The 22,709-nt window shown below is 56.9% G+C and carries 22 protein-coding genes; 12 read left to right on the forward strand and 10 right to left on the reverse strand.

What is annotated here, in order from left to right; genetic code table 11:
• The first annotated feature begins 51 nt into the window (after nt 1-51).
• The 6 genes from citS (at nt 52) to citB (ending at nt 7,485) form a co-directional block, all read left to right on the forward strand.
• On the forward strand, nt 52-1,392 hold the full coding sequence (citS, locus tag ACMYSL_RS24405) for a citrate/sodium symporter CitS (protein WP_181483643.1): 1,341 nt from the start codon (nt 52-54) through the stop codon (nt 1,390-1,392).
• A gap of 161 nt (nt 1,393-1,553) precedes the next feature.
• Nucleotides 1,554-1,802, forward strand: a complete 249-nt coding sequence (locus tag ACMYSL_RS24410; RefSeq protein WP_434660167.1) for an oxaloacetate decarboxylase subunit gamma — start codon at nt 1,554-1,556, stop codon at nt 1,800-1,802.
• A gap of 15 nt (nt 1,803-1,817) precedes the next feature.
• The gene (gene oadA / locus ACMYSL_RS24415) at nt 1,818-3,587 is read left to right on the forward strand and encodes a sodium-extruding oxaloacetate decarboxylase subunit alpha (protein ID WP_434660169.1); all 1,770 of its coding nucleotides are present in this window, start codon (nt 1,818-1,820) and stop codon (nt 3,585-3,587) included.
• A 15-nt stretch (nt 3,588-3,602) separates the two neighbouring features.
• Entirely contained in the window at nt 3,603-4,904 is a 1,302-nt protein-coding gene (locus tag ACMYSL_RS24420) for an oxalacetate decarboxylase subunit beta (protein WP_434660170.1), read from the forward strand.
• A gap of 261 nt (nt 4,905-5,165) precedes the next feature.
• Entirely contained in the window at nt 5,166-6,794 is a 1,629-nt protein-coding gene (citA, locus tag ACMYSL_RS24425; protein ID WP_434664246.1) for a citrate sensor histidine kinase CitA, read from the forward strand.
• Entirely contained in the window at nt 6,787-7,485 is a 699-nt protein-coding gene (citB, locus tag ACMYSL_RS24430) for a citrate response regulator transcription factor CitB (protein WP_110272637.1), read from the forward strand. Before citA ends, citB begins: the two co-directional genes overlap by 8 nt.
• Here citB and ACMYSL_RS24435 read toward each other — a convergent pair.
• Entirely contained in the window at nt 7,482-8,498 is a 1,017-nt protein-coding gene (locus ACMYSL_RS24435) for a LacI family DNA-binding transcriptional regulator (protein WP_434660171.1), read from the reverse strand. The two genes, citB and ACMYSL_RS24435, sit on opposite strands and share 4 nt — an antisense overlap.
• Before the next feature lie 189 nt (nt 8,499-8,687).
• On the opposite strand from ACMYSL_RS24435, the gene ACMYSL_RS24440 reads away from it, so the two are divergent.
• From ACMYSL_RS24440 to ACMYSL_RS24460, 5 genes are read left to right on the forward strand one after another with little or no spacing between them, the layout of a single operon-like run.
• Nucleotides 8,688-10,433, forward strand: coding sequence for a class I mannose-6-phosphate isomerase (locus tag ACMYSL_RS24440; RefSeq protein WP_434660173.1), 1,746 nt, complete (start codon nt 8,688-8,690; stop codon nt 10,431-10,433).
• Between the two features lie 4 nt (nt 10,434-10,437).
• A complete protein-coding gene (locus ACMYSL_RS24445; RefSeq protein ID WP_112215032.1) occupies nt 10,438-10,866 on the forward strand; it encodes a PTS sugar transporter subunit IIA in 429 nt (142 codons plus the stop codon).
• A gap of 11 nt (nt 10,867-10,877) precedes the next feature.
• Nucleotides 10,878-11,372: a PTS system mannose/fructose/N-acetylgalactosamine-transporter subunit IIB gene (locus ACMYSL_RS24450; RefSeq protein ID WP_112215033.1), complete on the forward strand. Its 495-nt coding sequence runs from the start codon at nt 10,878-10,880 to the stop codon at nt 11,370-11,372.
• A 10-nt stretch (nt 11,373-11,382) separates the two neighbouring features.
• Nucleotides 11,383-12,180, forward strand: a complete 798-nt coding sequence (locus ACMYSL_RS24455) for a PTS mannose/fructose/sorbose/N-acetylgalactosamine transporter subunit IIC (RefSeq protein WP_112215034.1) — start codon at nt 11,383-11,385, stop codon at nt 12,178-12,180.
• On the forward strand, nt 12,180-12,998 hold the full coding sequence (locus tag ACMYSL_RS24460) for a PTS system mannose/fructose/sorbose family transporter subunit IID (RefSeq protein WP_181483651.1): 819 nt from the start codon (nt 12,180-12,182) through the stop codon (nt 12,996-12,998). The genes ACMYSL_RS24455 and ACMYSL_RS24460 overlap by 1 nt, the downstream gene beginning before the upstream one ends.
• Before the next feature lie 222 nt (nt 12,999-13,220).
• Here the strand turns inward: ACMYSL_RS24460 and ACMYSL_RS24465 are convergent, their stop codons facing one another.
• The 3 genes from ACMYSL_RS24465 to ACMYSL_RS24475 form a co-directional block, all read right to left on the reverse strand.
• Nucleotides 13,221-14,003, reverse strand: a complete 783-nt coding sequence (locus ACMYSL_RS24465) for a glucose-6-phosphate isomerase family protein (protein ID WP_434660176.1) — start codon at nt 14,001-14,003, stop codon at nt 13,221-13,223.
• The gene (locus tag ACMYSL_RS24470) at nt 13,996-14,559 is read right to left on the reverse strand and encodes a glucose-6-phosphate isomerase family protein (RefSeq protein WP_304255858.1); all 564 of its coding nucleotides are present in this window, start codon (nt 14,557-14,559) and stop codon (nt 13,996-13,998) included. Before ACMYSL_RS24470 ends, ACMYSL_RS24465 begins: the two co-directional genes overlap by 8 nt.
• Before the next feature lie 124 nt (nt 14,560-14,683).
• On the reverse strand, nt 14,684-15,313 hold the full coding sequence (locus ACMYSL_RS24475) for an alanyl-tRNA editing protein (RefSeq protein ID WP_434660179.1): 630 nt from the start codon (nt 15,311-15,313) through the stop codon (nt 14,684-14,686).
• A gap of 92 nt (nt 15,314-15,405) precedes the next feature.
• Here ACMYSL_RS24475 and ACMYSL_RS24480 point away from each other — a divergent pair, with 92 nt between their 5' ends.
• The gene (locus ACMYSL_RS24480; protein ID WP_434660181.1) at nt 15,406-16,350 is read left to right on the forward strand and encodes a LysR family transcriptional regulator; all 945 of its coding nucleotides are present in this window, start codon (nt 15,406-15,408) and stop codon (nt 16,348-16,350) included.
• Here the strand turns inward: ACMYSL_RS24480 and ACMYSL_RS24485 are convergent.
• The 6 genes from ACMYSL_RS24485 to ileS all read right to left on the reverse strand — a co-directional run bounded on the left by ACMYSL_RS24485 (nt 16,283) and on the right by ileS (nt 22,688).
• Entirely contained in the window at nt 16,283-16,645 is a 363-nt protein-coding gene (locus ACMYSL_RS24485; protein ID WP_182236226.1) for a DUF805 domain-containing protein, read from the reverse strand. The genes ACMYSL_RS24480 and ACMYSL_RS24485 overlap by 68 nt on opposite strands.
• A gap of 222 nt (nt 16,646-16,867) precedes the next feature.
• Entirely contained in the window at nt 16,868-17,782 is a 915-nt protein-coding gene (rihC, locus tag ACMYSL_RS24490; RefSeq protein WP_434660182.1) for a ribonucleoside hydrolase RihC, read from the reverse strand.
• A gap of 65 nt (nt 17,783-17,847) precedes the next feature.
• Nucleotides 17,848-18,798, reverse strand: coding sequence for a 4-hydroxy-3-methylbut-2-enyl diphosphate reductase (gene ispH, locus ACMYSL_RS24495; RefSeq protein WP_110272650.1), 951 nt, complete (start codon nt 18,796-18,798; stop codon nt 17,848-17,850).
• A 1-nt stretch (nt 18,799) separates the two neighbouring features.
• Nucleotides 18,800-19,249, reverse strand: coding sequence for an FKBP-type peptidyl-prolyl cis-trans isomerase (gene fkpB, locus ACMYSL_RS24500; RefSeq protein ID WP_182236222.1), 450 nt, complete (start codon nt 19,247-19,249; stop codon nt 18,800-18,802).
• A gap of 125 nt (nt 19,250-19,374) precedes the next feature.
• Entirely contained in the window at nt 19,375-19,872 is a 498-nt protein-coding gene (gene lspA / locus ACMYSL_RS24505) for a signal peptidase II (protein ID WP_304255844.1), read from the reverse strand.
• Nucleotides 19,872-22,688 carry an isoleucine--tRNA ligase gene (gene ileS, locus ACMYSL_RS24510; protein WP_434660183.1) on the reverse strand — a complete coding sequence of 939 codons (2,817 nt, stop codon included), beginning with the start codon at nt 22,686-22,688 and terminating at the stop codon, nt 19,872-19,874. The genes lspA and ileS overlap by 1 nt, the downstream gene beginning before the upstream one ends.
• Nucleotides 22,689-22,709: the final 21 nt, after the last annotated feature.

Genomic DNA, 22,709 nt, shown 5'->3' on the forward strand with positions numbered 1-22,709 from the left:
TTATTGCTTTTTCCAACGGCATTATTCCTTTTTTTAACAGGGTGACGTCTTATGACTAACATGAGCCAGGCTCCGGCTGCGGAGAAAAAAGGCGTTAGCGATATACTGGGGTTTAAAATCTTCGGTATGCCGCTTCCGCTTTACGCGTTTGCATTAATTACACTACTCCTTTCACACTTTTATGACGCGCTACCCACTGATATCGTGGGTGGCTTCGCGATAATGTTTATTATTGGCGCTATCTTTGGTGAAATTGGTAAACGTCTGCCGATATTTAATAAATATATTGGTGGCGCACCGGTAATGATCTTCCTGGTAGCCGCGTATTTTGTTTATGCCGGTATTTTCACGCAGAGAGAAATCGACGCAATCACCAATGTGATGGATAAAAGTAACTTCCTGAACTTATTCATCGCAGTGTTGATTACCGGTGCTATTCTCGCGGTTAACCGTAAACTGTTGTTGAAATCCCTGCTGGGTTATATTCCAACTATCCTTATGGGGATCCTCGGCGCATCAATCTTTGGCATTGCTATCGGGCTGTGCTTCGGTATTTCTATCGATCGCATCATGATGCTGTATGTCCTGCCAATTATGGGCGGCGGCAACGGCGCAGGCGCGGTTCCGCTGTCTGAAATTTATCACTCCGTCACCGGTCGTTCTCGTGAAGAGTACTACTCGACCGCGATTGCTATTCTGACTATCGCCAACATCTTCGCCATCGTTTTCGCCGCACTCCTCGATATTATCGGCAAAAAATATACCTGGCTGAGCGGTGAAGGCGAGCTGGTACGTAAAGCTTCGTTCAAAGTCGAAGACGATGAAAAAGCGGGCGCGATTACCCATCGTGAAACGGCGGTCGGCCTGGTGCTCGCCACCACCTGCTTCCTGCTGGCCTACGTCATTGCCAAGAAAATTCTGCCAAGCATTGGCGGCGTGTCTATCCACTACTTCGCCTGGATGGTACTGATCGTCGCGGCGCTGAACGCCTCTGGCCTCTGCTCGCCGGAAATCAAAGCCGGTGCTAAACGTCTGTCTGACTTCTTCTCTAAGCAACTGCTGTGGGTGCTGATGGTTGGCGTCGGCGTGTGCTACACCGACCTGCAAGAAATCATCGACGCGATCACTTTCGCTAACGTGGTGATTGCCGCAGTCATCGTAGTGGGTGCCGTCGTCGGTGCCGCTGTCGGCGGCTGGCTGATTGGCTTCTTCCCGATTGAATCCGCAATTACCGCTGGCCTGTGTATGGCTAACCGCGGCGGTTCCGGTGACCTGGAAGTGCTCTCTGCCTGTAACCGTATGAATCTTATCTCCTATGCGCAAATCTCCTCCCGTTTGGGCGGCGGTATTGTGCTGGTCATCGCGAGCATCGTGTTCGGCATGATGATGTAATAAACACGCACGATGGCGATGTTTGAGCGTAAACCACAGCGGTGCAAATTAGGGTCCAGGGCCGGGGGCGGCTTCGGGAAATCCACCCTAACTCCTTAGCCGGACGCACCAATGAATTTACTTTCAAACACGCCATCGTGCCCTTACTTTTGGACCTTTTCATGAGTGATGCAGTGCTGCTGGGTGAAGGCTTCACCCTGATGTTCCTCGGCATGGGATTCGTGCTGGCGTTTCTGTTCCTGCTGATTTTCGCCATCCAGGGCATGTCCGTCGCCGTCAACCGCTTCTTCCCTGAACCGGCCCCGGTGCCCGGAGCGGCTTCCGCTGCCGCCGCGCCCGCTGACGACTTCGCCCGCTTAAAGCCGGTGATTGCCGCCGCTATCCACCACCATCGCCGTCTTAACCCTTAATTCACGGAGCATTCCATGACCGTTGCCATTACCGATGTCGTCCTGCGCGACGCCCACCAGTCCCTTTTCGCCACCCGCCTGCGTCTTGACGATATGCTGCCCATCGCCGCTCAGCTCGATGACGTCGGCTACGGCTCCCTCGAATGCTGGGGCGGCGCCACCTATGACGCCTGCATCCGCTTTCTCGGCGAAGACCCGTGGGTCCGCCTGCGCGAGCTGAAAAAAGCCATGCCGAAGACCCCGCTGCAGATGCTGCTGCGTGGCCAGAACCTGCTCGGCTACCGCCACTACGCCGATGACGTGGTGGAGCGCTTCGTTGAGCGCGCCGTTAAAAACGGCATGGACGTGTTCCGCGTCTTCGACGCCATGAACGACCCGCGCAATATGAAAGCGGCTTTACAAGCCGTGCGCAGCCACGGCGCGCACGCCCAGGGCACGCTCTCGTACACCACCAGCCCGGCGCACACCCTGCAGACCTGGCTGGACCTGACCGAACAGCTGCTGGAAACCGGCGTCGATTCCATCGCCATCAAGGACATGTCCGGCATCCTCACCCCGTCAGCCGCCTTTGAGCTGGTGAGCGAAATCAAGAAACGCCACGACGTGCGCCTGCACCTGCACTGCCACGCCACCACCGGGATGGCGGAGATGGCCCTGCTGAAGGCCATCGAAGCGGGCGTTGACGGCGTCGACACCGCTATCTCCTCGATGAGCGCCACCTACGGTCACCCGGCCACCGAGGCGCTGGTCGCCACTCTCGCCGGGACCCAATACGACACCGGGCTGGATATCCTCAAGCTGGAGAGCATCGCGGCGTACTTCCGCGAGGTGCGCAAAAAATATCACGCCTTTGAAGGCCAGCTGAAGGGCTACGACAGCCGCATTCTGGTTGCCCAGGTACCGGGCGGGATGCTCACCAACCTCGAGGGCCAGCTGAAGCAGCAGAACGCCGCCGACAGGCTGGATGAGGTGCTGGCGGAAATCCCCCGCGTGCGCGAGGACCTCGGCTTTATCCCGCTGGTCACCCCGACCTCGCAGATTGTCGGCACCCAGGCGGTGCTCAACGTCCTCACCGGCGAGCGCTACAAAACCATCGCTAAAGAAACGGCGGGCATTCTGAAGGGCGAATACGGCCACACCCCGGTACCGGTGAATGCGGCATTGCAGGCCCGCGTGCTGGACGGCGCAGAAGCCATCACCTGCCGCCCGGCGGATTTACTCAAACCGGAGCTGGCGCAGCTTGAGGCCGATGTTAAACGCCAGGCGCAGGAGAAGGGCATTACGCTTGCGGAAAACGCCATCGACGACGCGCTGACCGTGGCCCTGTTCCCGCAAATCGGCCTCAAATTCCTTGAGAACCGCCATAACCCGGCGGCCTTTGAGCCGGTGCCACAGGCGGAAGCCGCGCAGCCTGCCGCTGCCCCGGCAAAAGCCGCCGCATCCGGCGTCTACACCGTGGAAGTGGAAGGTAAAGCCTTTGTGGTGAAGGTCAGCGACGGCGGCGATATCAGCCAGCTGACGGCGGCTGTACCGGCGGCCTCTTCCTCTCTGGCGGCGGCTCCGGCAGGCGCAGGCACCCCGGTGACCGCCCCGCTGGCGGGCACCATCTGGAAGGTGATTGCCACCGAGGGCCAGACGGTGGCGGAAGGCGACGTGCTGCTGATTCTGGAAGCCATGAAGATGGAAACCGAAATCCGCGCCGCGCAGGCCGGGACCGTGCGCGGTATCGCGGTGAAGTCCGGCGATGCGGTCGCCGTGGGCGACACCCTGATGACGCTTGCGTAAGGAAGAGGAACGGAAATGGAAAGTCTGAACGCCCTGATTCAGGGCATGGGCCTGATGCACCTCGGCATCGGCCAGGCCATCATGCTGCTGGTGAGCCTGCTGCTGCTGTGGCTGGCGATTGCGAAGAAGTTCGAACCGTTACTGCTGCTGCCGATTGGCTTCGGCGGCCTGCTGTCGAATATCCCGGAAGCCGGGCTGGCGCTGACCGCGCTGGAGAGCCTGCTGGCGCACCACGACGCCGGGCAGCTGGCGGTGATTGCCGCGAAGCTCAACTGCCTGCCGGACGTGCATGCCATCAAGGAGGCATTAGCGCTGGCGCTGCCGTCGGTACAAAACCAGATGGAAGAGATGGCGGTCGATATGGGCTACTCGTCCGGGGTGCTGGCGATTTTCTATAAGGTCGCCATCGGTTCAGGCATTGCGCCGCTGGTGATTTTTATGGGCGTCGGAGCGATGACCGACTTCGGCCCGCTGCTGGCCAACCCGCGCACCCTGCTGCTGGGCGCGGCGGCGCAGTTCGGTATCTTCGCCACGGTACTCGGGGCGCTGACGCTGAACTACTTCGGCCTGATTTCCTTCACCCTGCCGCAGGCGGCGGCCATCGGCATCATCGGCGGGGCGGACGGCCCGACGGCGATTTATCTGTCGGGCAAGCTGGCGCCGGAATTACTCGGCGCTATCGCAGTGGCGGCGTACTCGTATATGGCGCTGGTGCCGTTAATCCAGCCGCCGATTATGAAGGCGCTGACCAGCGATAAAGAGCGGAAAATCCGCATGGTGCAGTTGCGCACAGTGAGCAAGCGGGAAAAAATCCTCTTCCCGGCGGTACTGTTGCTGCTGGTGGCACTGCTGCTGCCGGACGCGGCCCCGCTGCTGGGGATGTTCTGCTTCGGCAACCTGATGCGCGAAAGCGGCGTGGTGGAGCGCCTGAGCGATACGGTGCAGAACGGGCTGATTAATATCGTGACCATTTTCCTCGGGTTGTCCGTTGGCGCGAAGCTGGTGGCGGACAAGTTCCTGCAACCGCAGACGCTGGGCATTCTGGTGCTGGGGGTGATTGCGTTCGGTATCGGGACGGCGGCCGGTGTATTGATGGCGAAGCTGCTCAATAAATTCAGTAAGAATCCGATTAACCCGCTGATTGGTTCCGCCGGGGTCTCGGCGGTGCCGATGGCGGCAAGGGTGTCGAACAAGGTGGGCCTGGAGTCAGACCCGCAGAACTTCCTGCTGATGCACGCGATGGGCCCGAACGTGGCCGGGGTGATTGGCTCGGCGATTGCCGCCGGGGTGATGCTCAAGTACGTGCTGGCGATGTAAATCGTTACCTTTCCCGGATTGCGGCTGACGCCTTATCCGGGCTACCGGATCGCAGGTGGTTGTGCACCCGTAGCCCGGGTAAGGCGCTTGCGCCGCAACCCGGGGAGATGTAGATGTACGCCGTCATACACAGTGCCACCGGGGATACGTAAAACGTCGTATTCCGACTGAATGACTTCTGAAATCAGCAAAACTGTGGGCCGATTCAGCGTCGCTGGCCCTGAAAAAAGAGAAAATGACCTTTTGATGTCAATTCGCCCAATGTTTACCCGAAAAATCACGCACTGGTTTGCCCGGCGTTCGTTTCAGAACCGCATCTTTCTGTTGATCCTGTTCACCTCAACAATCGTGATGCTAGCGATGTCATGGTATCTCACCAGCATTACGGAAGAGCGCCTGCATTACCAGGTTGGCCAGCGCGCGCTGATTCAGGCGATGCAAATCTCCGCCATGCCCGAACTGGTCGAAGCAGTGGAAAAACACGATCTGGCGCGGATTAAGGCGCTTATCGACCCAATGAGATCGTTTTCCGACGCCACCTACATCACCGTCGGCGATGCAAAAGGTCAGCGCCTGTATCACGTGAATCCTGATGAAATCGGTAAATATATGGAGGGCGGTGACAGCGACGACGCGCTCTACAACGCCAAAAGCTACGTTTCGGTACGCAAAGGATCGCTTGGCTCTTCATTACGCGGCAAATCGCCGATTCAGGACAGCACAGGCAAAGTGCTCGGCATCGTATCGGTGGGTTATACCATCGAACAGTTGGAAAACTGGCTCAGTTTACAGATCGGATCGCTGATGATCCCGATGGCTATCATGTTGCTCCTGCTGCTCTACTGCGCCCGGCGATTCTCACTGCACATTAAAAAACAGATGCTGAATATGGAACCGCAGCAGCTATCACAGTTGCTTATACAGCAAAGCGTGCTGTTTGAATCAGTATTTGAGGGGCTGATTGCTATCGATTCACACTACAAAATTACCGCCATTAATCAGACCGCGCGGCGGCTATTAAATCTGAGCCAACCGGAAACCATCCTGATCGGCAAAAGCATCAGTAGCGTTATCTCCCAGGAGACGTTCTTCTACGACGCGCCGCAGGAGAATAAGAAAGACGAAATCGTCACCTTTAATCAGATCAAAGTGATCGCCAGCCGGATGGCCGTCACGCTCAATAGCGAGCCTCAGGGCTGGGTCATTAGCTTTCGTAGCAAAGACGATATCAACACCCTTAGCCTACAGCTCAGTCAGGTCCAGCAGTACGCGGATAACCTGCGCGCCGTGCAACATGAGCATCGCAACCTGATCTCAACCATCGCCGGTCTGCTGTTTTTAAAACGCTACGATAACGCGCTGGATCTCATCCAGCAGCAGTCTGAAAGCCACCAGAAAGTGCTCGATTTTATTGCGCGTAATTTTAAAGTGAACCACCTCGCCGGGTTGCTGATCGGCAAATACTACCGCGCCAAAGAGCTCGGTTTAGAACTGGTGTTCGACCCCTCCTGTTACGTCGATACTCTACCTTCATCACTTTCACACAATGAATGGATCTCGATCGTCGGCAATCTGCTGGACAACGCCTACAATGCCACCTTGCGCCAGCCGGCAGGCTCAAAGCAGATCGAGTGCCTGATTAACAGCGAGGGCGGTGAAGTGATCATCGAGATCGCCGATCAGGGCTGTGGAATTGATGAGTCAATGCGCGATCGCATTTTTGAACGCGGCGTGACCAGCAGCGACAGCGGCGATCATGGTATCGGCCTGTGGCTGGTTCGCAGCTACGTTGAGCAGGCGGGCGGCAATATCGTCGTCGATGACAACATTCCCTTTGGCGCTATTTTTACTCTTTATATCCCCCTGACCCGAGATGAACTTCATGGATAGCATCACAACCCTCATCGTTGAAGACGAACCTATGCTGGCGGAAATCCTGGTGGATACCATCAAACAATTTCCCCAGTTCGCAGTCATTGGCATTGCCGATAAACTGGAAAGCGCCAAAAAGCTGCTCCGTCTCTATCAGCCACAGCTAATTCTGCTGGATAACTTCCTACCCGATGGCAAAGGCCTCGATTTGATCCGCCACGCCGTCAACACCAACTATAAAGGCCGCATCATTTTCATTACCGCTGATAACCATATGGATACCATCAGCGAAGCCCTGCGAATGGGGGTTTTTGATTATCTGATTAAGCCGGTGCACTATCAGCGCTTGCAGCATACGCTTGAGCGCTTTGCCCGCTATCGCAGCTCACTGCGCTCCAGCGAACAGGCCAGCCAGACCCATGTTGACGCCCTTTTTAATATTCAGGCCAAGGAGCATACCGAAGCCGCTGGGTCTGCGCTGCGCGGCATCGATGAAAGTACCTTTAATCGCGTATTACAGCTCTTCACTGACCCGGAAATCGTTCATACTGCCGACACGCTCGCCCGCATTCTCGGCAGCAGTAAAACCACCGCTCGCCGCTACCTGGAGCAAGGGGTGAAAAACGATTTTCTCGAAGCGGAAATCAGCTACGGTAAAGTCGGCAGACCGGAGCGGATTTATCACGGTAAAGTGACCGACACCGCTTAATCACCCCGGCGAAAACCGCAAGATTCGCGGATCACCAGCGCGGGCGGCAGAATAATACGTTTCGGCGGCTCATCATTGCCCTGAATACGGCTATACAGCAGCTCGCCCGCTTTACGACCAATCTCTTTCGCCGCCACCGAAACGGTGGTTAGCGCAGGCTGAACCAGCGCCGCTTCGGTAATATCATCGAAGCCCACCAGCGCAAAATCTCGCCCCGGTTCGCGGCCCATTTTACGCAGCGCCTGCATCATTCCCAGAGCGACAATATCCTGATAGCAAACGGCGGCGGTAATTTGCGGATATTGCGATAACAGCGATTCCGCCACTTTGGCGCCATCAATCTGGCTTGCCTGCGCGGTGACGATCCAGTGTGGATTCGGAGAAATACCGCTTTCCAGCAGCGTGCTGGTAAAACCGCCAATGCGCTGCGCCCGGGTGCCGGAACTCGGGCTACCGCCGATAAAGGCGATATTCTGATGACCCATTTTTAGCAGATGCGTCGTCGCCATCTGGGTGCCGAGAAAGTTGTCGGTGCCGACAAAATCAAAGTCCGGGTCGCTCAGCGGGCGCACCACCATAATGGCCGGGATATTGCGTCTTTTCAGCGCATCGAAAAACGAGGACGGCGTTTCCCGCGCCGCGCACAGCACCATCCCGCAGGCGCTATTGCGCATCAGCGAGTCCACAAACTTCTGCTGACGTTCGCCAGATTCTTCACTGTTAGCCAGAAACAGCAGTAAATCATGGCGCTCCATTTCATGGCTCAGGCCCGCCGTCATCTCACCATAAAACGGGTTGGTGATGTCGTGCAGCAGCAGTCCAACCTGATTGCTGCTGCGGTTGCGTAGGTTGGCGGCGGTCTGATTGTAGACGTAGCCGGTATCATCCAGCGCTTTCAATACCCGGTCGCGCGTGGCCTGCGAAATACGCCCCCGATTGCGCAATACCATTGAGACGGTCGCCGTAGAGACCCCCGCCCGTTCGGCGACCTGCGCCAGCGTCACTGTCGTCATGATTCCTCCTGTTCGTTCACATCAGGTTAATCGAATAACCTAAAAATTGCATTTTTCCCTGTGACTGCACTCACATTAACGCCCATTTCACTCGCTCAGTTGCTGATTATGCCGGGTTAATCGCGTTAACCACACTATCAAAATAAGGTTAATCGATTAATCTTAATTTAGCGAATATGGAGAGAATACATGCAAACGACCTATGATAAATTCCCTGAAGTGGCTATTCAGGGTTACGACGACCAGGCCTGGCAAGGCTGGGAAGCGATCGCCGCGGCGCTTAATAGCCGAATTTCCAACGCGTCCAGAACCATCGTAGTTGTGGATTGTTATCCTGGCGTACGGCTTGCAGAGCTGGAGCAACGCCTGCTGCCGTTACTCAATGCCCAGCTTGCGCTCAACGTCGAATCTGCCCGCCGGGATGAGCAAGCGCTGCACGACCTGCTGGCGCGCAACCTCACCGACGACCGCGTATTCGGTGTCCTCTCCTGTCATCATCTGGATGAGTTTTTTGATGAAGAAAAGCTATGCCGGATACGCCAGCAAATCGACGCCACCCGCGAGGGCGTCATTGTCGTCTACGGGCCAGGCGCGGCATTAGCGCATCCAGGCGATGTCCTGATTTACGCCGACCTGCCGCGCTGGGAAATTCAGCAGCGTATGCGCCACGATGGGCTGGGCAACTGGGGGGCTAAGAACCAGGATGAGGATATTCTTCGCCGCTACAAGCGCGCCTTTTTTATTGAATGGCGGGTCTTCGATCGCCATAAAACGCCGCTGCTCAAGCGAGCTGATTTTCTGCTCGATACCACCGTAGAAAATGCCCCGGCGCTGGTCAGCGGAGACGCGCTGCGCGCCGGGCTGCAACAAACCACCTCTCGTCCATTCCGCGTCGCTCCCTTCTTCGACCCCGGCGTCTGGGGCGGACAGTGGATGAAACAACAGTTCGATCTCGATCCCACGGCCCCCAACTACGCATGGTGTTTTGATTGCGTGCCCGAGGAAAACAGCCTGTTACTGCGTTTTGGCGACGTGCGGATCGAGATCCCCTCTCAGGACCTGGTGCTGCTACACCCTCGTGCGCTGCTTGGCGAGAAGGTTCACGCCCGCTTCGGCGCGGAATTTCCGATCCGTTTTGATTTTCTCGACACCATCGGCGGGCAAAATCTGAGTTTCCAGGTCCACCCGCTGACCGAATATATCCAGCAGCAGTTTGGCATGCATTACACCCAGGATGAGAGCTACTACATTCTTGAAGCAGAGCCAGGCGCAGTGGTTTATCTCGGCACCAAAACCGGCATCGAGCCGCTGGCGATGCTGGACGACCTGCGCGCCGCCGGACGCGGAGAAAAAGCGTTCGACGATGTGCGTTTTGTTAACCAAATCCCAGCGCGGAAACACGATCACTTCCTGATCCCGGCCGGGACGGTCCACTGCTCCGGCAGCGGCACGATGGTGCTGGAGATCAGCGCCACACCGTATATTTTCACCTTCAAGCTGTGGGACTGGGGCCGCCTGGGCCTCGACGGTTTACCGCGTCCTGTGCATCTCGATCACGGCGAGCAGGTTATCGACTGGCAGCGTGATACGCAGTGGGTCGAGGAGAATCTGGTGAACCGTATCGATCCCATCGCCGAAGGTGAAGGCTGGCGGGAAGAGCGAACCGGAATGCACGAACGCGAGTTTATCGAAACCCGTCGTCACTGGTTTACCGCGCCAGTCACTCACCACACTCAGGGCGGCGTGAACGTACTGAACCTGGTAGAGGGCGCTCAGGCGGTGGTCGATAGCCCAAGCGGAGCATTTGAGCCCTTCACCGTTCACTATGCCGAGACCTTTATTATTCCCGCAGCGGTCGGCGAATACCGGATTTCACCGGCGGGCGAAGGCATCGGGCAGCAGCTCGCCACCATCAAAGCCTGGGTAAGAGGATAAACGCATGATCAATGTGATTGTCGCCAGCCACGGTCCTCTCGCCGACGCCCTGCTCGCCAGCAGCCGGATGGTTTACGGTGAATTACCGCATGTTTTCACCGTGACGCTTAGCGATCAGGCGGGCATTGAAGGCTTTAAACAGGATTTCGCCACGACGCTGAAAAATGCCGGGCACAACGCCGATGGCGTGCTGGTGCTATGCGATATGCAAAGCGGGACCCCGTGGAACGTCGCCTGCCAGCATGCATTTTCCACCGAAACAACGCCTCCGCTCGCCGTCGTAGCAGGCGTGAATTTTCCCATGCTGCTGCAAAGTGAAGACGTTAGCCATTTCACCGACGTTCATGCCGCAGCCGAGCAACTGCTGGAAATGACCGTCCCGACGCTGATAAAAGCCGTTCCGGTTTTATCCGTTCAGTCAGATGATTTTTAAAGGAAACCGCTATGAGTATCTCATTTGTTCGTATTGATGACCGCGTTATCCATGGGCAGCTCGTGACACGTTGGGCCAAAGAGCTGCCCTGCGATGGGATTGTCGCTATTGACGACGCCGTCGCGGCCGACCCGCTGCTCTCATCGGTGATGAAAGGTGCCGTGCAGGACACCAAAGTCTGGCTGTTCGATACCGCAACGGCAATTGAAAAACTGCCCAAGGTGATCGCCAGCGAGAAGCGCTATTTCGTTATCGGTAAATCCCCGCTCACTCTGCAACGCATTGAGCAAGCGGGGATCAGCCTGAAAAACGCCAACGGCAAAATCAACGTTGGCCCGATGAGCGCCCGCGCCGATACCACGACCATCGGCCCGAATCAGTCGGTCAACGCGGACGAGATCGCCGCCTTTGACTGGCTGGTGCAGCACGGGCATCACGTGGAATTCCGCCTGGTCCCGGATGCCAGCTGCTACAGCTGGCAGGACGCCCGACAGAAGCTGAAATAAGGAGCGAACGATGATTATCGAAGCTACGCTAATTGGCATTCTCTGCTACCTGGGCGCGCTGAGCAGTCCCTGGCTTTTCGGACTGACCGGCGGCTGGTACCTGATTACCCGACCGCTGGTTTCCGGAATGCTGGTCGGGCTAATTCTCGGCGACCTGAAAACCGGGATCATGATAGGCGTTGCGGTACAGGCGGTGTATATCGCGATGGTGACGCCGGGCGGCTCAATGCCTGCGGATCTCAACTTTGTCGCTTATCCGGCCATCGCGCTGGGTATTTTATCGGGCAAAGGCCCGGAAGTGGCGGTGGCGCTGGCGGCGACAATTGGTATCGCCGGAACCATTTTATTCAACGCGATGATGGTACTGAACTCCTTCTGGAACCACCGGGCCGACGTGGCGCTGGATCGCGGCGATGAGCGCGGGCTGTATCTGAACAGCGCGATCTGGCCGCAGGTGACGAATTTCATTTTGCGTTTCGTCCCCACGTTTATCGCGGTCTATTTCGGCGCGCAGTACATCAGCGGTTTTATGGATAGTCTGCCGAAAATCGTGCTGTCGACGATGAACGTGCTGGGCGGCATCCTGCCCGCCGTCGGGATCGCGATCCTGCTTAAGCAGATCATTAAAAACTACACCATGCTGATCTACTTTCTGGTCGGTTTCGTCTGCATCGTTTTTTTAAAGCTCAACATGGTCGCGCTGGTGATCGTCGGTTCGCTGCTGGCGCTTATCCATTACAACTATAAACCGGAACCGCCGCAGGCTGCGGGCGCGAGACCGGTGGTCGATGATGAGGATGAATTCTGATGGAAGAGCGTACTCTTACCCGTAAAGATCTGCGCCGCTGCTGGCGGGCGTGGATGATGCATAACCTGTCGTCAATGAGCTTTGAGCGCCTTGAGTCCTTCGGCTTTTGCCTGAGTATGCTGCCGGTGGCGAAAAAGCTCTACCCGGATGCCGCCCAGCGTACCGAGATGCTGCGCCGTCACGCCTCGTTCTATAATACAGAACCGCAGATCGGCGCGATCGTTAACGGGATGGCGCTGGGGCTGGAGGAGAAAAAGGCCAACGGCGAGCCGATCGACGGCGAAACGATCAACACCCTGAAAGTGGGTCTGATGGGACCGATTGCCGGGATCGGCGATTCGATGATCCCCGGAATGCTGATCCCTATTCTGCTCAGCATCGGGATGGCGCTGGCGGCAGGCGGTAATATTCTTGGGCCGCTATTTTATACCGTCGCCTGGCTGGCGATTATCCTGCCCGGCTCGTGGTTCCTGTTTCTCAAAGGCTACAAAATGGGCTCCGGCTCGGTGGAGATGCTGGTCAGCAGCAAATCAGCCCGCCTGCGCGAAGCCCTATCGCTATTAGGCGTTTTTGTGATGGGCGGCGTGGCGGCCAGCTACGTTAAGCTGGGCACCGGGTTGGAGTTCATCACCCAGGATGGCGTCAATATCCACGTTCAGCAGATGCTCGACGGCATCTTCCCGCAGCTGCTGCCGCTGGTGGTGGTGTTAGGAACCTGGTATTTGATGGCGAAGCGCGGCGTTTCACCGGTGAAAGCGATGGTACTGCTGCTGGTGCTGGCAGCGCTTGGCGTCGCCAGCGGCCTGTTTGCCGGTTAATTTTTGTGGATGTGACACACCGGGGCGTTCAGCCCAGGTCAGATTGCTGACAAAGTGTACCTGGCTGGAATTGCCCGGTGGCGGCTAGCGCCTTACCGGGCCTACGAAAAATGCACAATTTATTGATATTGTGGTTTTTGTAGGCCGGGCAAGGCGTCAGCCGCCGCCCGGCAGAAACGCGAGCACAATCTTTAAACCTGGTTTGTCATCAGCCCCGGTTTTTTATGGATGGAAGTTGCGCCACTGCTCCGCCGTTTTATCCGGGCGGGAGATAAACTGAAAGCGTGCCGGATCGTCAATAAACTGCTGATAAATCGGTGCGGAGGTTATACCAAACTCGGTGTACTCCCGAGGAGTGACCGCCTGTAAACGTCCCGGAACATAGCGCGGATTGTGCTGCCAGACCACATGCTTATCCTGCAATAGCGGATACCACGCCAGCCCCTTATGCGCCCGTACGGCCTCATATTCAAAACCATATTCACGGTCGCACCAGGCGCCAAAGGTGAGCGGCACCTCCGGGTTAGCCGATATTGTGGCGTGCCCCCATCCCGGCGGGACCAGCACTTTTTCGCCCGGCCCGGCAATCACCGCAAAGCAGCGGCCCGGGTCGTCCTCAACGTACTCCTGCATATAGATAATCGCGCTGCCCTGCCAGATTTCATACAGCTCCGGCGGCGACCAACCGCTGTGCTGGCTAATACGATGAACATGCCCCTGGCTGCGAATCGGCTCTTCACCCAAACGCCCGGCGGCATAGGTCACCACGCCAAACAGCAGCATGCGCTTTTGCAGCGTTTCGCGATCCTGCATCCTCGCCACATCCATGGCGATGGCATAGACCTCTTGCGGGCCGTCGCAATGCGGGTCGCGCAGCGAAGCGCGAATCTGATCGAGGCGGCGGATCTCCGGCATCGGCCCGGTCACATCTTCACCATAGCTAAAACCCAGCTGCTGATGATGAATCGCCATATCCAGGCCGTAACGGCGGGCTGAGTCAGCCATTCTGCACCTCCTTTGCCTGAACGGTCTGATTTTCCTCAATCACCCGCAGCGCAAAGCCATCTGCCAGCGCCGCGTAATCATGCCCGGCGACGGCAGGCCAAACCGCCAGCGCGGAAAGCACATCATCGCCGGTATTGATCAGCCGGTGAGCGGTAAAACCAGGAATGATATGGACCGAACCGGCAAAGACCTTCTCCAGTCGCGCCTCGCCCTGTTCATTTTGCAATAGCAGCAAGCCGCTCCCGCGCAGGCCGAAATAGACTTCGCCCTGCTCACGACGGTGATGGAAATGGCCGCGGGTCATAAAAAACTCATGGCCGACTTTGCCGGGATAAAGGTGGGTTACGCCAGTGTAGAGTTCACCCTCGGCGGGTGAAGTGGTCAGCATTTCAACATCATAAACGGTGAGATCGCCGGGCATTGCCTGCCGGGCGAGTTCATCAACAAAAATCCCAACAAGATCTTCGATTCGCGTTGATTTACGTAATAGCGGGCCGTCGGATAATGCTCCGCTAGCCCATGCCACCTGCGGCGGCTGGATAAAAACAGGATTCATATGTGTCTCCGGCCCGAGGAGAACAGCGTTGTCAGAATAGCAGATTAATCGATTAACCTGCTATCAAGATGGCGTCTTTGCTGGCGAAATCACACAAACAGATTACAGCCATGCGCCCTCCTTTTCACTCCAGAGTGTAGCTCACGATCATCTGGCCCTTTTTCATCTTCACCTGAGTAATGACGACTTTCCCCAACTCAGACAGGCTGGCAACGTGGGTACCGCCGCAGGGATAGCTCAGCATGTCGCCGAAGCCCACCTTGCGCAGGCCATCAGCAAAAGAGACCTGACGCGGTAAATTCTCTGCCTGCCAGGTTTCAACTTTTTCCAGCAGCATGCTGGCCTCGGGCAGCACGGCATTAGCACCCGCCGCAAAGGTAATGCGCCCTTCTCCCGGCCAGTGATGAGCTTTAATCGGCTGCCAGCCGAACAACTCACCGGCCTGACCCAGCAAGTGCCCGGCAGAGTGCAGACGCGCGTGGACCTGCCTCGCCTCAATATCAATGCGGATTGCCACCTCATCGAGCGCCAGCGGCTGCGAAACAATATGCGCAATGCTATCGCCGCGCGCGATAACGCTTTCAACCGCAACATCAGCAATCCAGCCGCGATCTGCTGGTTGCCCGCCGCCCTGCGGATGAAACAGGGTGCGGTCCAGTTCAATGGCGTAGCGCCCATCGGCTTCGCTCAGGCAATTCACCACTCGCGCACGGCATTCGGCGGCATCGCTGGTGTAATAAAGACGTTCAGTCATGGTTGTTCTCCTCTCTGTCAACACAGTATATTGATATTACCGACAGCGATAATCCCGTCAGACATCAATGCAATTTTGCTCAGGAAGCACAAATGAATTTGAACTTACTTCCCGACCTCGCCCTGTTTGTGCAGATTGTCGAACAGGGCAGTTTTTCCGCCGTCGCCCGTCAGGCAGGCGCCACGCCGTCCGCCATCAGCCGCAGCGTCTCACGGCTGGAACAGGAGATGGGTTGTAAGCTGCTGCACCGTACCACGCGCAAGCTGCGTCTCAGCGATGCCGGTAAGACGGTTTACGACCATGCGCTGGAGATGCTGGAGGCGGCCCGTCAGGCCATGGACTCCGCCAGTAGTGCTCAGGAGGTAGCGCAAGGTAAGCTGACGTTAAGCGTGCCGAAAGCGGTGGGACGGTTTGTGATTCATCCGCTAATGCTGGAGTTTTTTGACCGCTATCCGCAGGTCGATGTTTGCCTGCGTCTCGAAGACCGGGTGCTCGATTTTATTGATGATGGTATCGACCTGGCGCTGCGTATTACCCATACGCCCTCCCCGGGTCTGCACGGCAAGCCGCTGATGCCAATCGGCCATGTTATCTGCGCGACGCCTGGCTACCTGGAACAACATGGACATCCGCAAACACCGCAGGATCTGCGCGATCATAGTTGTATCAGCCTTGGCGAAACGCCCGCCGACGCGCGCTGGAAGTTCCGCCGCGATGGCAAAACGGAGACGATTCAGACTCACGGTCGCTATGCTGCCAACCATACCGCCGTGCGCCTCGATGCCGTGAAGCAAAATCTGGGGATCGGCAGCCTGCCGCTTTTTACCGCCCGCGAAGCGCTGGAGCGCGGCGAGATTGTGCAGGTTCTGCCGGAGTGGGAGTTTATCAGTCTCTATTCCGGCCAGCTTTGGCTGCTGTGGTCGGGCAATAAGCATATGCCCGCCAGAATGCGGGCGATGATTGATTATCTCAGCGAGAAGATGAAACCGGCTTCAGGCAACATAGCCACAGCGCGACGAGCAAAAACCACGGAATAATCAAACACAGGGCGAACCACCAGCCCGAGCGTCCGATATCGTGCATACGCCGACAGCCGACTGCCAGCAGAGGGATAATCATAGGTAGCAATAAAATAGCGCTGAGCGGCAGGGCGTAAAAAATAAATACCCCGTACTGATAGTTATGCTGCATCGCCAAAAACCAGGCCGCCAGCGGCAGCGCCAGAATCAGCAGGTTAGTGATAAAAAAGGACCAAAACTCCTGCCTGCTGGCTACGCCGCTAAAATTGAAGCCCTTTTTCCAGCCGTTGAAATACGCTTGTCCGTAAGTCATGGTGTCCATTTCCCTGATGTGAGACTGATGACAAACCTGTATTGAACATTGTGCCCACCTTTCTGCCGGGTGGCGGCTAAAGCTTTAGGCTGCCTACAAAACCCGCAATATCAAGAAATTATGCAATTTCACAGGCCTGTGCAAGCGAAGCGCCGCCAGGCAATTCCTAAAGAGCGCACTTTGTCAGTAGTCTGACATCTCCCTGATATTTATCTTTGATGGTTAAGGTGCCAGCGCAATCACCTCGGCCGCCCAGCGCTGGAATCCTTCGACATCCAACCCCAGCGCCACCTGCGCGTTTGCCGGTTGGCCCAGCTTGCCTTCAATATCGACCACCGTGGTGCCGGAGGTCCATGTCCCCTGAGTTTCCACCGCCACAAAACACGGCTCGAGGGTAAAGAGCTGCGGGCGAACCAGCCACGCAATCGCGCACAGGTCGTGCATGCGCAGGCCGCTGCTCATGCTACCGCTGCGATAGTGACTAAACAGCGCATGAAGCATTTTTCCAGTCTGGTTAAGCGTGGGTAGCGTGGCAAGATACTCAGGGATCAGCATCGCCTGATTGGTGACGTCCAGTCCACACATCACGATCTCCAGCCCGCTGTTGAACACTTTGGCTGCCGCTTCCGGATCGATGGCGATGTTAAATTCCGCATTCGGCGTAAAATTGCCGCGCCCGGCAGAGCCGCCCATGATCACCAGACGGCGGATGTTAAAACGGCATTCGGGATATTGGGTCAGCAGCAGCGCGATATTGGTTAACGGGCCAATCGCCACCAGGGTCATCGGCTCCGGCGCGTGCATTAACGCATCGCGGATGGCCTGAAATGCCGGTTTCGCCAGCGGCTGGCGGTTATGCTCAACGAAATCGTAGCCTTCCATACCGGACTCGCCGTGCACGGAGGCGGCGTCGCGCAGCGGGCGAACCAGCGGCATCGATGCGCCCTGTGCCAGCGGGACATCGGCGTTCCAGAAGTGCAGCAGTTGCAGAGCATTGCGGGTGGTTTTCTCCACCGACACATTGCCCGCCACCGTAGTCATCAGCTGCAGATCCAGCTCGGGTGCGAACAGCGCCGCGGCAATCGCCGCCGCATCATCAATGCCGGGATCGGTATCCAGAATGATCGGTAAGCGCATAGTTTCTCCATAAAAAATGCCAGACGTTAAGTCTGGCATCTTCTCATACTGTGGCGGGAAAGAACTTACTCTACTTCACGGACATCTACGCGCAGTTCTTTCGGCACTTCGAAAACAATGTTCTCTTCGCGGCCTTCCAGCGGCACCGCTTCACCGCCGCCCAGCTCCTGCAAGCGGGAAATGACGTTCTGCACCAGAATATCCGGCGCCGATGCGCCTGCAGTCACACCTACGCATTGCACTTCTTTTACCCATGCTTCCTGGATATCGGACGCGTCGTCAATCAGATACGCTGCTTTCCCCATCCGTTGGGCCAGTTCGGCCAGACGGTTGGAGTTGGAGGAGTTTTTCGACCCCACCACCAGCACAACATCAGCCTGCCCGGCTAGCGCACGAACCGCTTCCTGACGGTTGGTGGTGGCGTAGCAAATGTCGTCTTTACGCGGCCCGACGATTTTTGGGAAACGTTCGCGCAGGGCATCAATCACGTCAGAGGTATCGTCGACGGAGAGGGTTGTCTGGGTCATAAACGACAGCTTAGCGTCGTTTTTCACATCCAGCGTCCAGACATCATCCGGTGACTCCACCAGATACATTCCGCCCTGCGGATTGCTGTACTGGCCCATGGTGCCTTCGACTTCTGGGTGGCCGGCGTGACCAATCAGAATCGACTCTTCACCACGACGGCTGGCGCGGGCAACTTCCATATGCACTTTGGTTACCAGCGGGCAGGTCGCGTCAAAGACCGTCAGATCGCGGCTTTTCGCTTCGTTGCGTACGGCCTGGGAGACGCCGTGGGCGGAGAAAATCAGGATCGCGCCGTCCGGCACTTCGCTAATCTGCTCGATAAAAATCGCGCCGCGTTGGCGCAGGCTGTCCACAACATAGCGGTTGTGCACGACTTCATGACGCACGTAGATCGGCGCGCCGTAGAGCGTCAGCGCGTTTTCAACAATGCTGATAGCGCGGTCAACGCCTGCGCAAAAGCCGCGCGGGTTAGCCAACAGAATCTGCATTTTACCCCTCCAGCGCCGGATCGATCTCCAGCACTTCAACATCAAAATGAACGGTACGCCCGGCCAGCGGATGGTTGAAATCAACGGTGATCGAATCGCCGTTCACTTCGCGGATCACACCAGGCATTTCGCTGCCATCCATTGCGGTAAAGAGCATAATCGCGCCGATTGAAGGCTCACCCGCGTCGATAAATTCCCGGCGCGAGAAATATTGAATCAGGTCCGGGCTCGTTACGCCAAACGCGGCATCCGGTTCCAGAGTAAAGGTCGTTTTATCCCCCTCTTTCAGCCCCAGCAGATGCTGCTCAAGACCTTCAGAGAGCGAGGTATCGCCCAGGCGGAAAAGCGCGGGTTTACCGTTATTGCGGGTTGACTCTGCGGTGGAGCCATCGTCGAGCTTTAGGGTGAAGTGCACCAGCACCGCACTGTTGCTTTGTACAGAGTTTGACATGCAGGTTTGCTCTTTTACATTGCCGCCGCTTGTTTGCCCGGCGGCGCTGTGCTTACCGGGCCTACAAAGGCCGATGTATACTGTAGGCCGGATAAGACGCTTTAGCGTCGCCATCCGGCAATTTTTTATGATGTTTTTTTATCACTGGAAGGCAAGAAGCCTTCCAGCACAATCAGCGCCGCACCGACACAAATCGCGGTATCAGCAAGATTGAAGGTGGCGAAATGCCAGTCCCCGACGTAGAAATCAATCATATCGACGACAAAACCATGCCACAGCCGGTCGAATAAATTACCCAATGCGCCGCCAATAATCAGCGCATAGGCAATGTTATTCAGCTTTTGCGTCGCCTTCGAGCGATACATCAGCACCGCGAGGATCACGCAAATACCGATAGCGATACCCGCGAAGAACCAGCGCTGCCAGCCGCCGCTGTCGGCGAGGAAGCTAAAAGCCGCGCCGTAGTTACGCGCATAATGCAGATTAAGCGACGGAAACAGCGACACCGTATCCCCCAGAGCAAAGTTCTGGAGGATCAGGTATTTGCTGCCTAAATCGATAATCAGCACGACTACCACCAGCCATAGCCAGCGTAGCCCTGTTGAACCAATCGGTTTACTCATCAGGCAAATTTACGTTTTTCGCCGTCACCGGCAATGTTGCTAACACAGCGTCCGCAGATTTCCGCATGTTCCGCCACCTTGCCGACATCCGTGGTGTAGTGCCAGCAGCGCGGGCACTTATCACCTTCAGCTTTGCTCAGCACAACTTTCAGTCCTTTCAGCAACTCACTCTGCCATGCGTCGGCCGGAGCCTGCGCATAATCGGCAACTTTCGCCCCGGAGGTCAACAGGACAAATCGCAATTCATCGTCCAGCGCATTCAGCTTCGCCGCGAGGTCAGCATCGGCATACAGCGTGACCGCGGCTTCCAGAGAACCACCCACTTGCTTATCCGCACGCGCCTGCTCAATAACCTTGTTGACTTCGCCGCGCACTTTCAGCAGCTCATCCCAGAAACCGTCATTCATCGCTTCGTCATCGGCCAGGCCGAACAGGCCTTCATACCACTCACCGGTAAAGACATATTTCTCGCGGTCGCCCGGTAGGTAACCCCAGATTTCGTCGGCAGTGAAGGACATGATCGGCGCCATCCAGCGCACCAGCGCCTCGGCAATATGGTACAGCGCGGTCTGGCAGCTACGACGCGCAACGCTGTCCGCTTTGGTGGTGTACTGGCGGTCTTTGATGATATCGAGCCAGAACGAGCCCATTTCGATGGAACAGAAGCGCATCAGGCGCTGCACCACTTCGTGGAAATCGTAAGACTCATAGGCTTTCAGGATATCTTCCTGCGCCGCTTGCGCGCAGCCCACAGCCCAGCGATCCAGCACCACCATCTCTTCCGGTTTCACCATGTCTTTTACCGGATCGAAACCGTTGAGGTTCGCCAGCAGGAAGCGCGCGGTGTTACGGATACGACGATAGCTGTCGGCGGCGCGTTTGAGGATCTCGTCGGAGACCGCCATTTCGCCGGTGTAATCGGTGGAAGCCACCCACAGACGCAGAATATCCGCGCCCAGCTTGTTCATCACGTCCTGCGGAGATACGGTGTTGCCGATGGATTTAGACATCTTACGGCCCTGACCATCAACGGTAAAGCCGTGGGTCAGTACCTGACGATACGGTGCTTTGCCCTTCATCGCGGTAGAAATCATCAGCGAGGACATAAACCAGCCGCGGTGCTGGTCAGAACCTTCCAGATACATGTCGGCAGCGTGACCAGAGAACTCCGGACGCACGTCAACGACAGAAGAGTGAGTTGAACCAGAGTCGAACCACACGTCGAGGGTATCCGGCACTTTCTCGTAGCTATCAGCATCAGCGCCGAGGATGTCGCGGGAGTCGAGATCCCACCATGCCTGGATGCCGTCGACTTCTACGCGTTTAGCGACTTCTTCCATCAATTCCAGCGTGCGCGGATGCAGCTCTTGCGTCTCTTTATGCACGAACAGAGACATCGGTACGCCCCAGGTGCGCTGACGGGAGATACACCAGTCAGGACGGTTGGCGACCATCGATTCGATACGCGCCTGGCCCCAGTCCGGGATCCACTGCACGCCTTTGATTTCGGAAAGCGACTGCGCGCGCAGGCCTTTCTGATCCATGCTCACGAACCACTGCGGGGTGGCGCGGAAGATGATCGGCGACTTGTGACGCCAGCAGCACGGGTAGCTGTGCTGCATTTTTTCAACGTGCAGCAGCGCGCCGTTTTCGCGCAGCATCTCAACGATAATGTCGTTGGCTTTAAAGACGTTGATGCCGTCCAGAGACGGGTAAGTCCCCGGCAGATAAGCGCCGTCCGGGCCAACCGGGTTGGCGATTTCCAGACCGTATTTCTGGCTGATGGTGTAGTCGTCCGGTCCGTGGCCACCAGCGGTATGTACCGCACCGGTACCTGCGTCCAGGGTAACGTGATCGCCAAGGATCGCCGGGACATCGAAATCAAGGAACGGGTGCTTAAAGCGCATCAGCTCCAGTTCGGCACCGTTCACCACCGCGAGGATAGTGTAATCAGTGATACCGGCACGTTGCATCACGCTTTCGACCAGGTCTTTGGCGAGGATCAGCGCCTGACCGTCAACCTGCACCAGCGCATAGTCAAATTCCGGCGACAGGGAGATCGCGCGGTTAGCTGGCAGGGTCCACGGAGTGGTAGTCCAGATAACCAGAGAGACCGGGCCGTTAACGTCGGCTACGCCAAATTTCGCCAGCACCGCCGCTTTATCCGTCGCGTGGAAGGCCACGTCGATGGACGGGGAGGTTTTGTCGTAATACTCAACTTCCGCTTCCGCCAGCGCAGAACGGCAGTCTACGCACCAATGCACTGGCTTCGCGCCTTTGTGCAGGTGACCGTTGCCGATGATTTTACCCAGCGCGCGGATGATATTGGCTTCAGTTTTGAAGTCCATGGTCAGGTACGGGTGCGACCAGTCGCCGAGCACGCCCAGACGGATAAAGTCTTCACGCTGGCCGTCAATCTGCAGAGCTGCATATTCGCGACACTTGGCGCGGAATTCGGCGGCGGTGAATTTCTCGCCCGGCTTGCCGTACTCCTGCTCCACTTTCAGCTCAATCGGCAGACCGTGGCAGTCCCAACCCGGAACGTACGGAGAGTCATAGCCCGTCAGCCCTTTGGACTTAACGATAATGTCTTTCAGAATCTTGTTAACCGAGTGACCAATATGAATGCTGCCATTCGCATAAGGAGGGCCATCATGCAGAATGAAGGTTTTTTTGCCTTTTTTGGCTGCACGAATGATGCCGTACAGGTCATCATCGGTCCAACGCGCCAGCATTCCCGGTTCACGCTTGGCGAGGTCGCCGCGCATCGGGAACCCTGTTTCCGGCAAATTCAGGGTCGATTTATAGTCACTCATCAGATTCTCGGTTCCGTATTT

The sequence above is a fragment of the Klebsiella sp. MISC125 genome (assembly GCF_051131775.1).
Lineage (GTDB): Bacteria > Pseudomonadota > Gammaproteobacteria > Enterobacterales > Enterobacteriaceae > Klebsiella.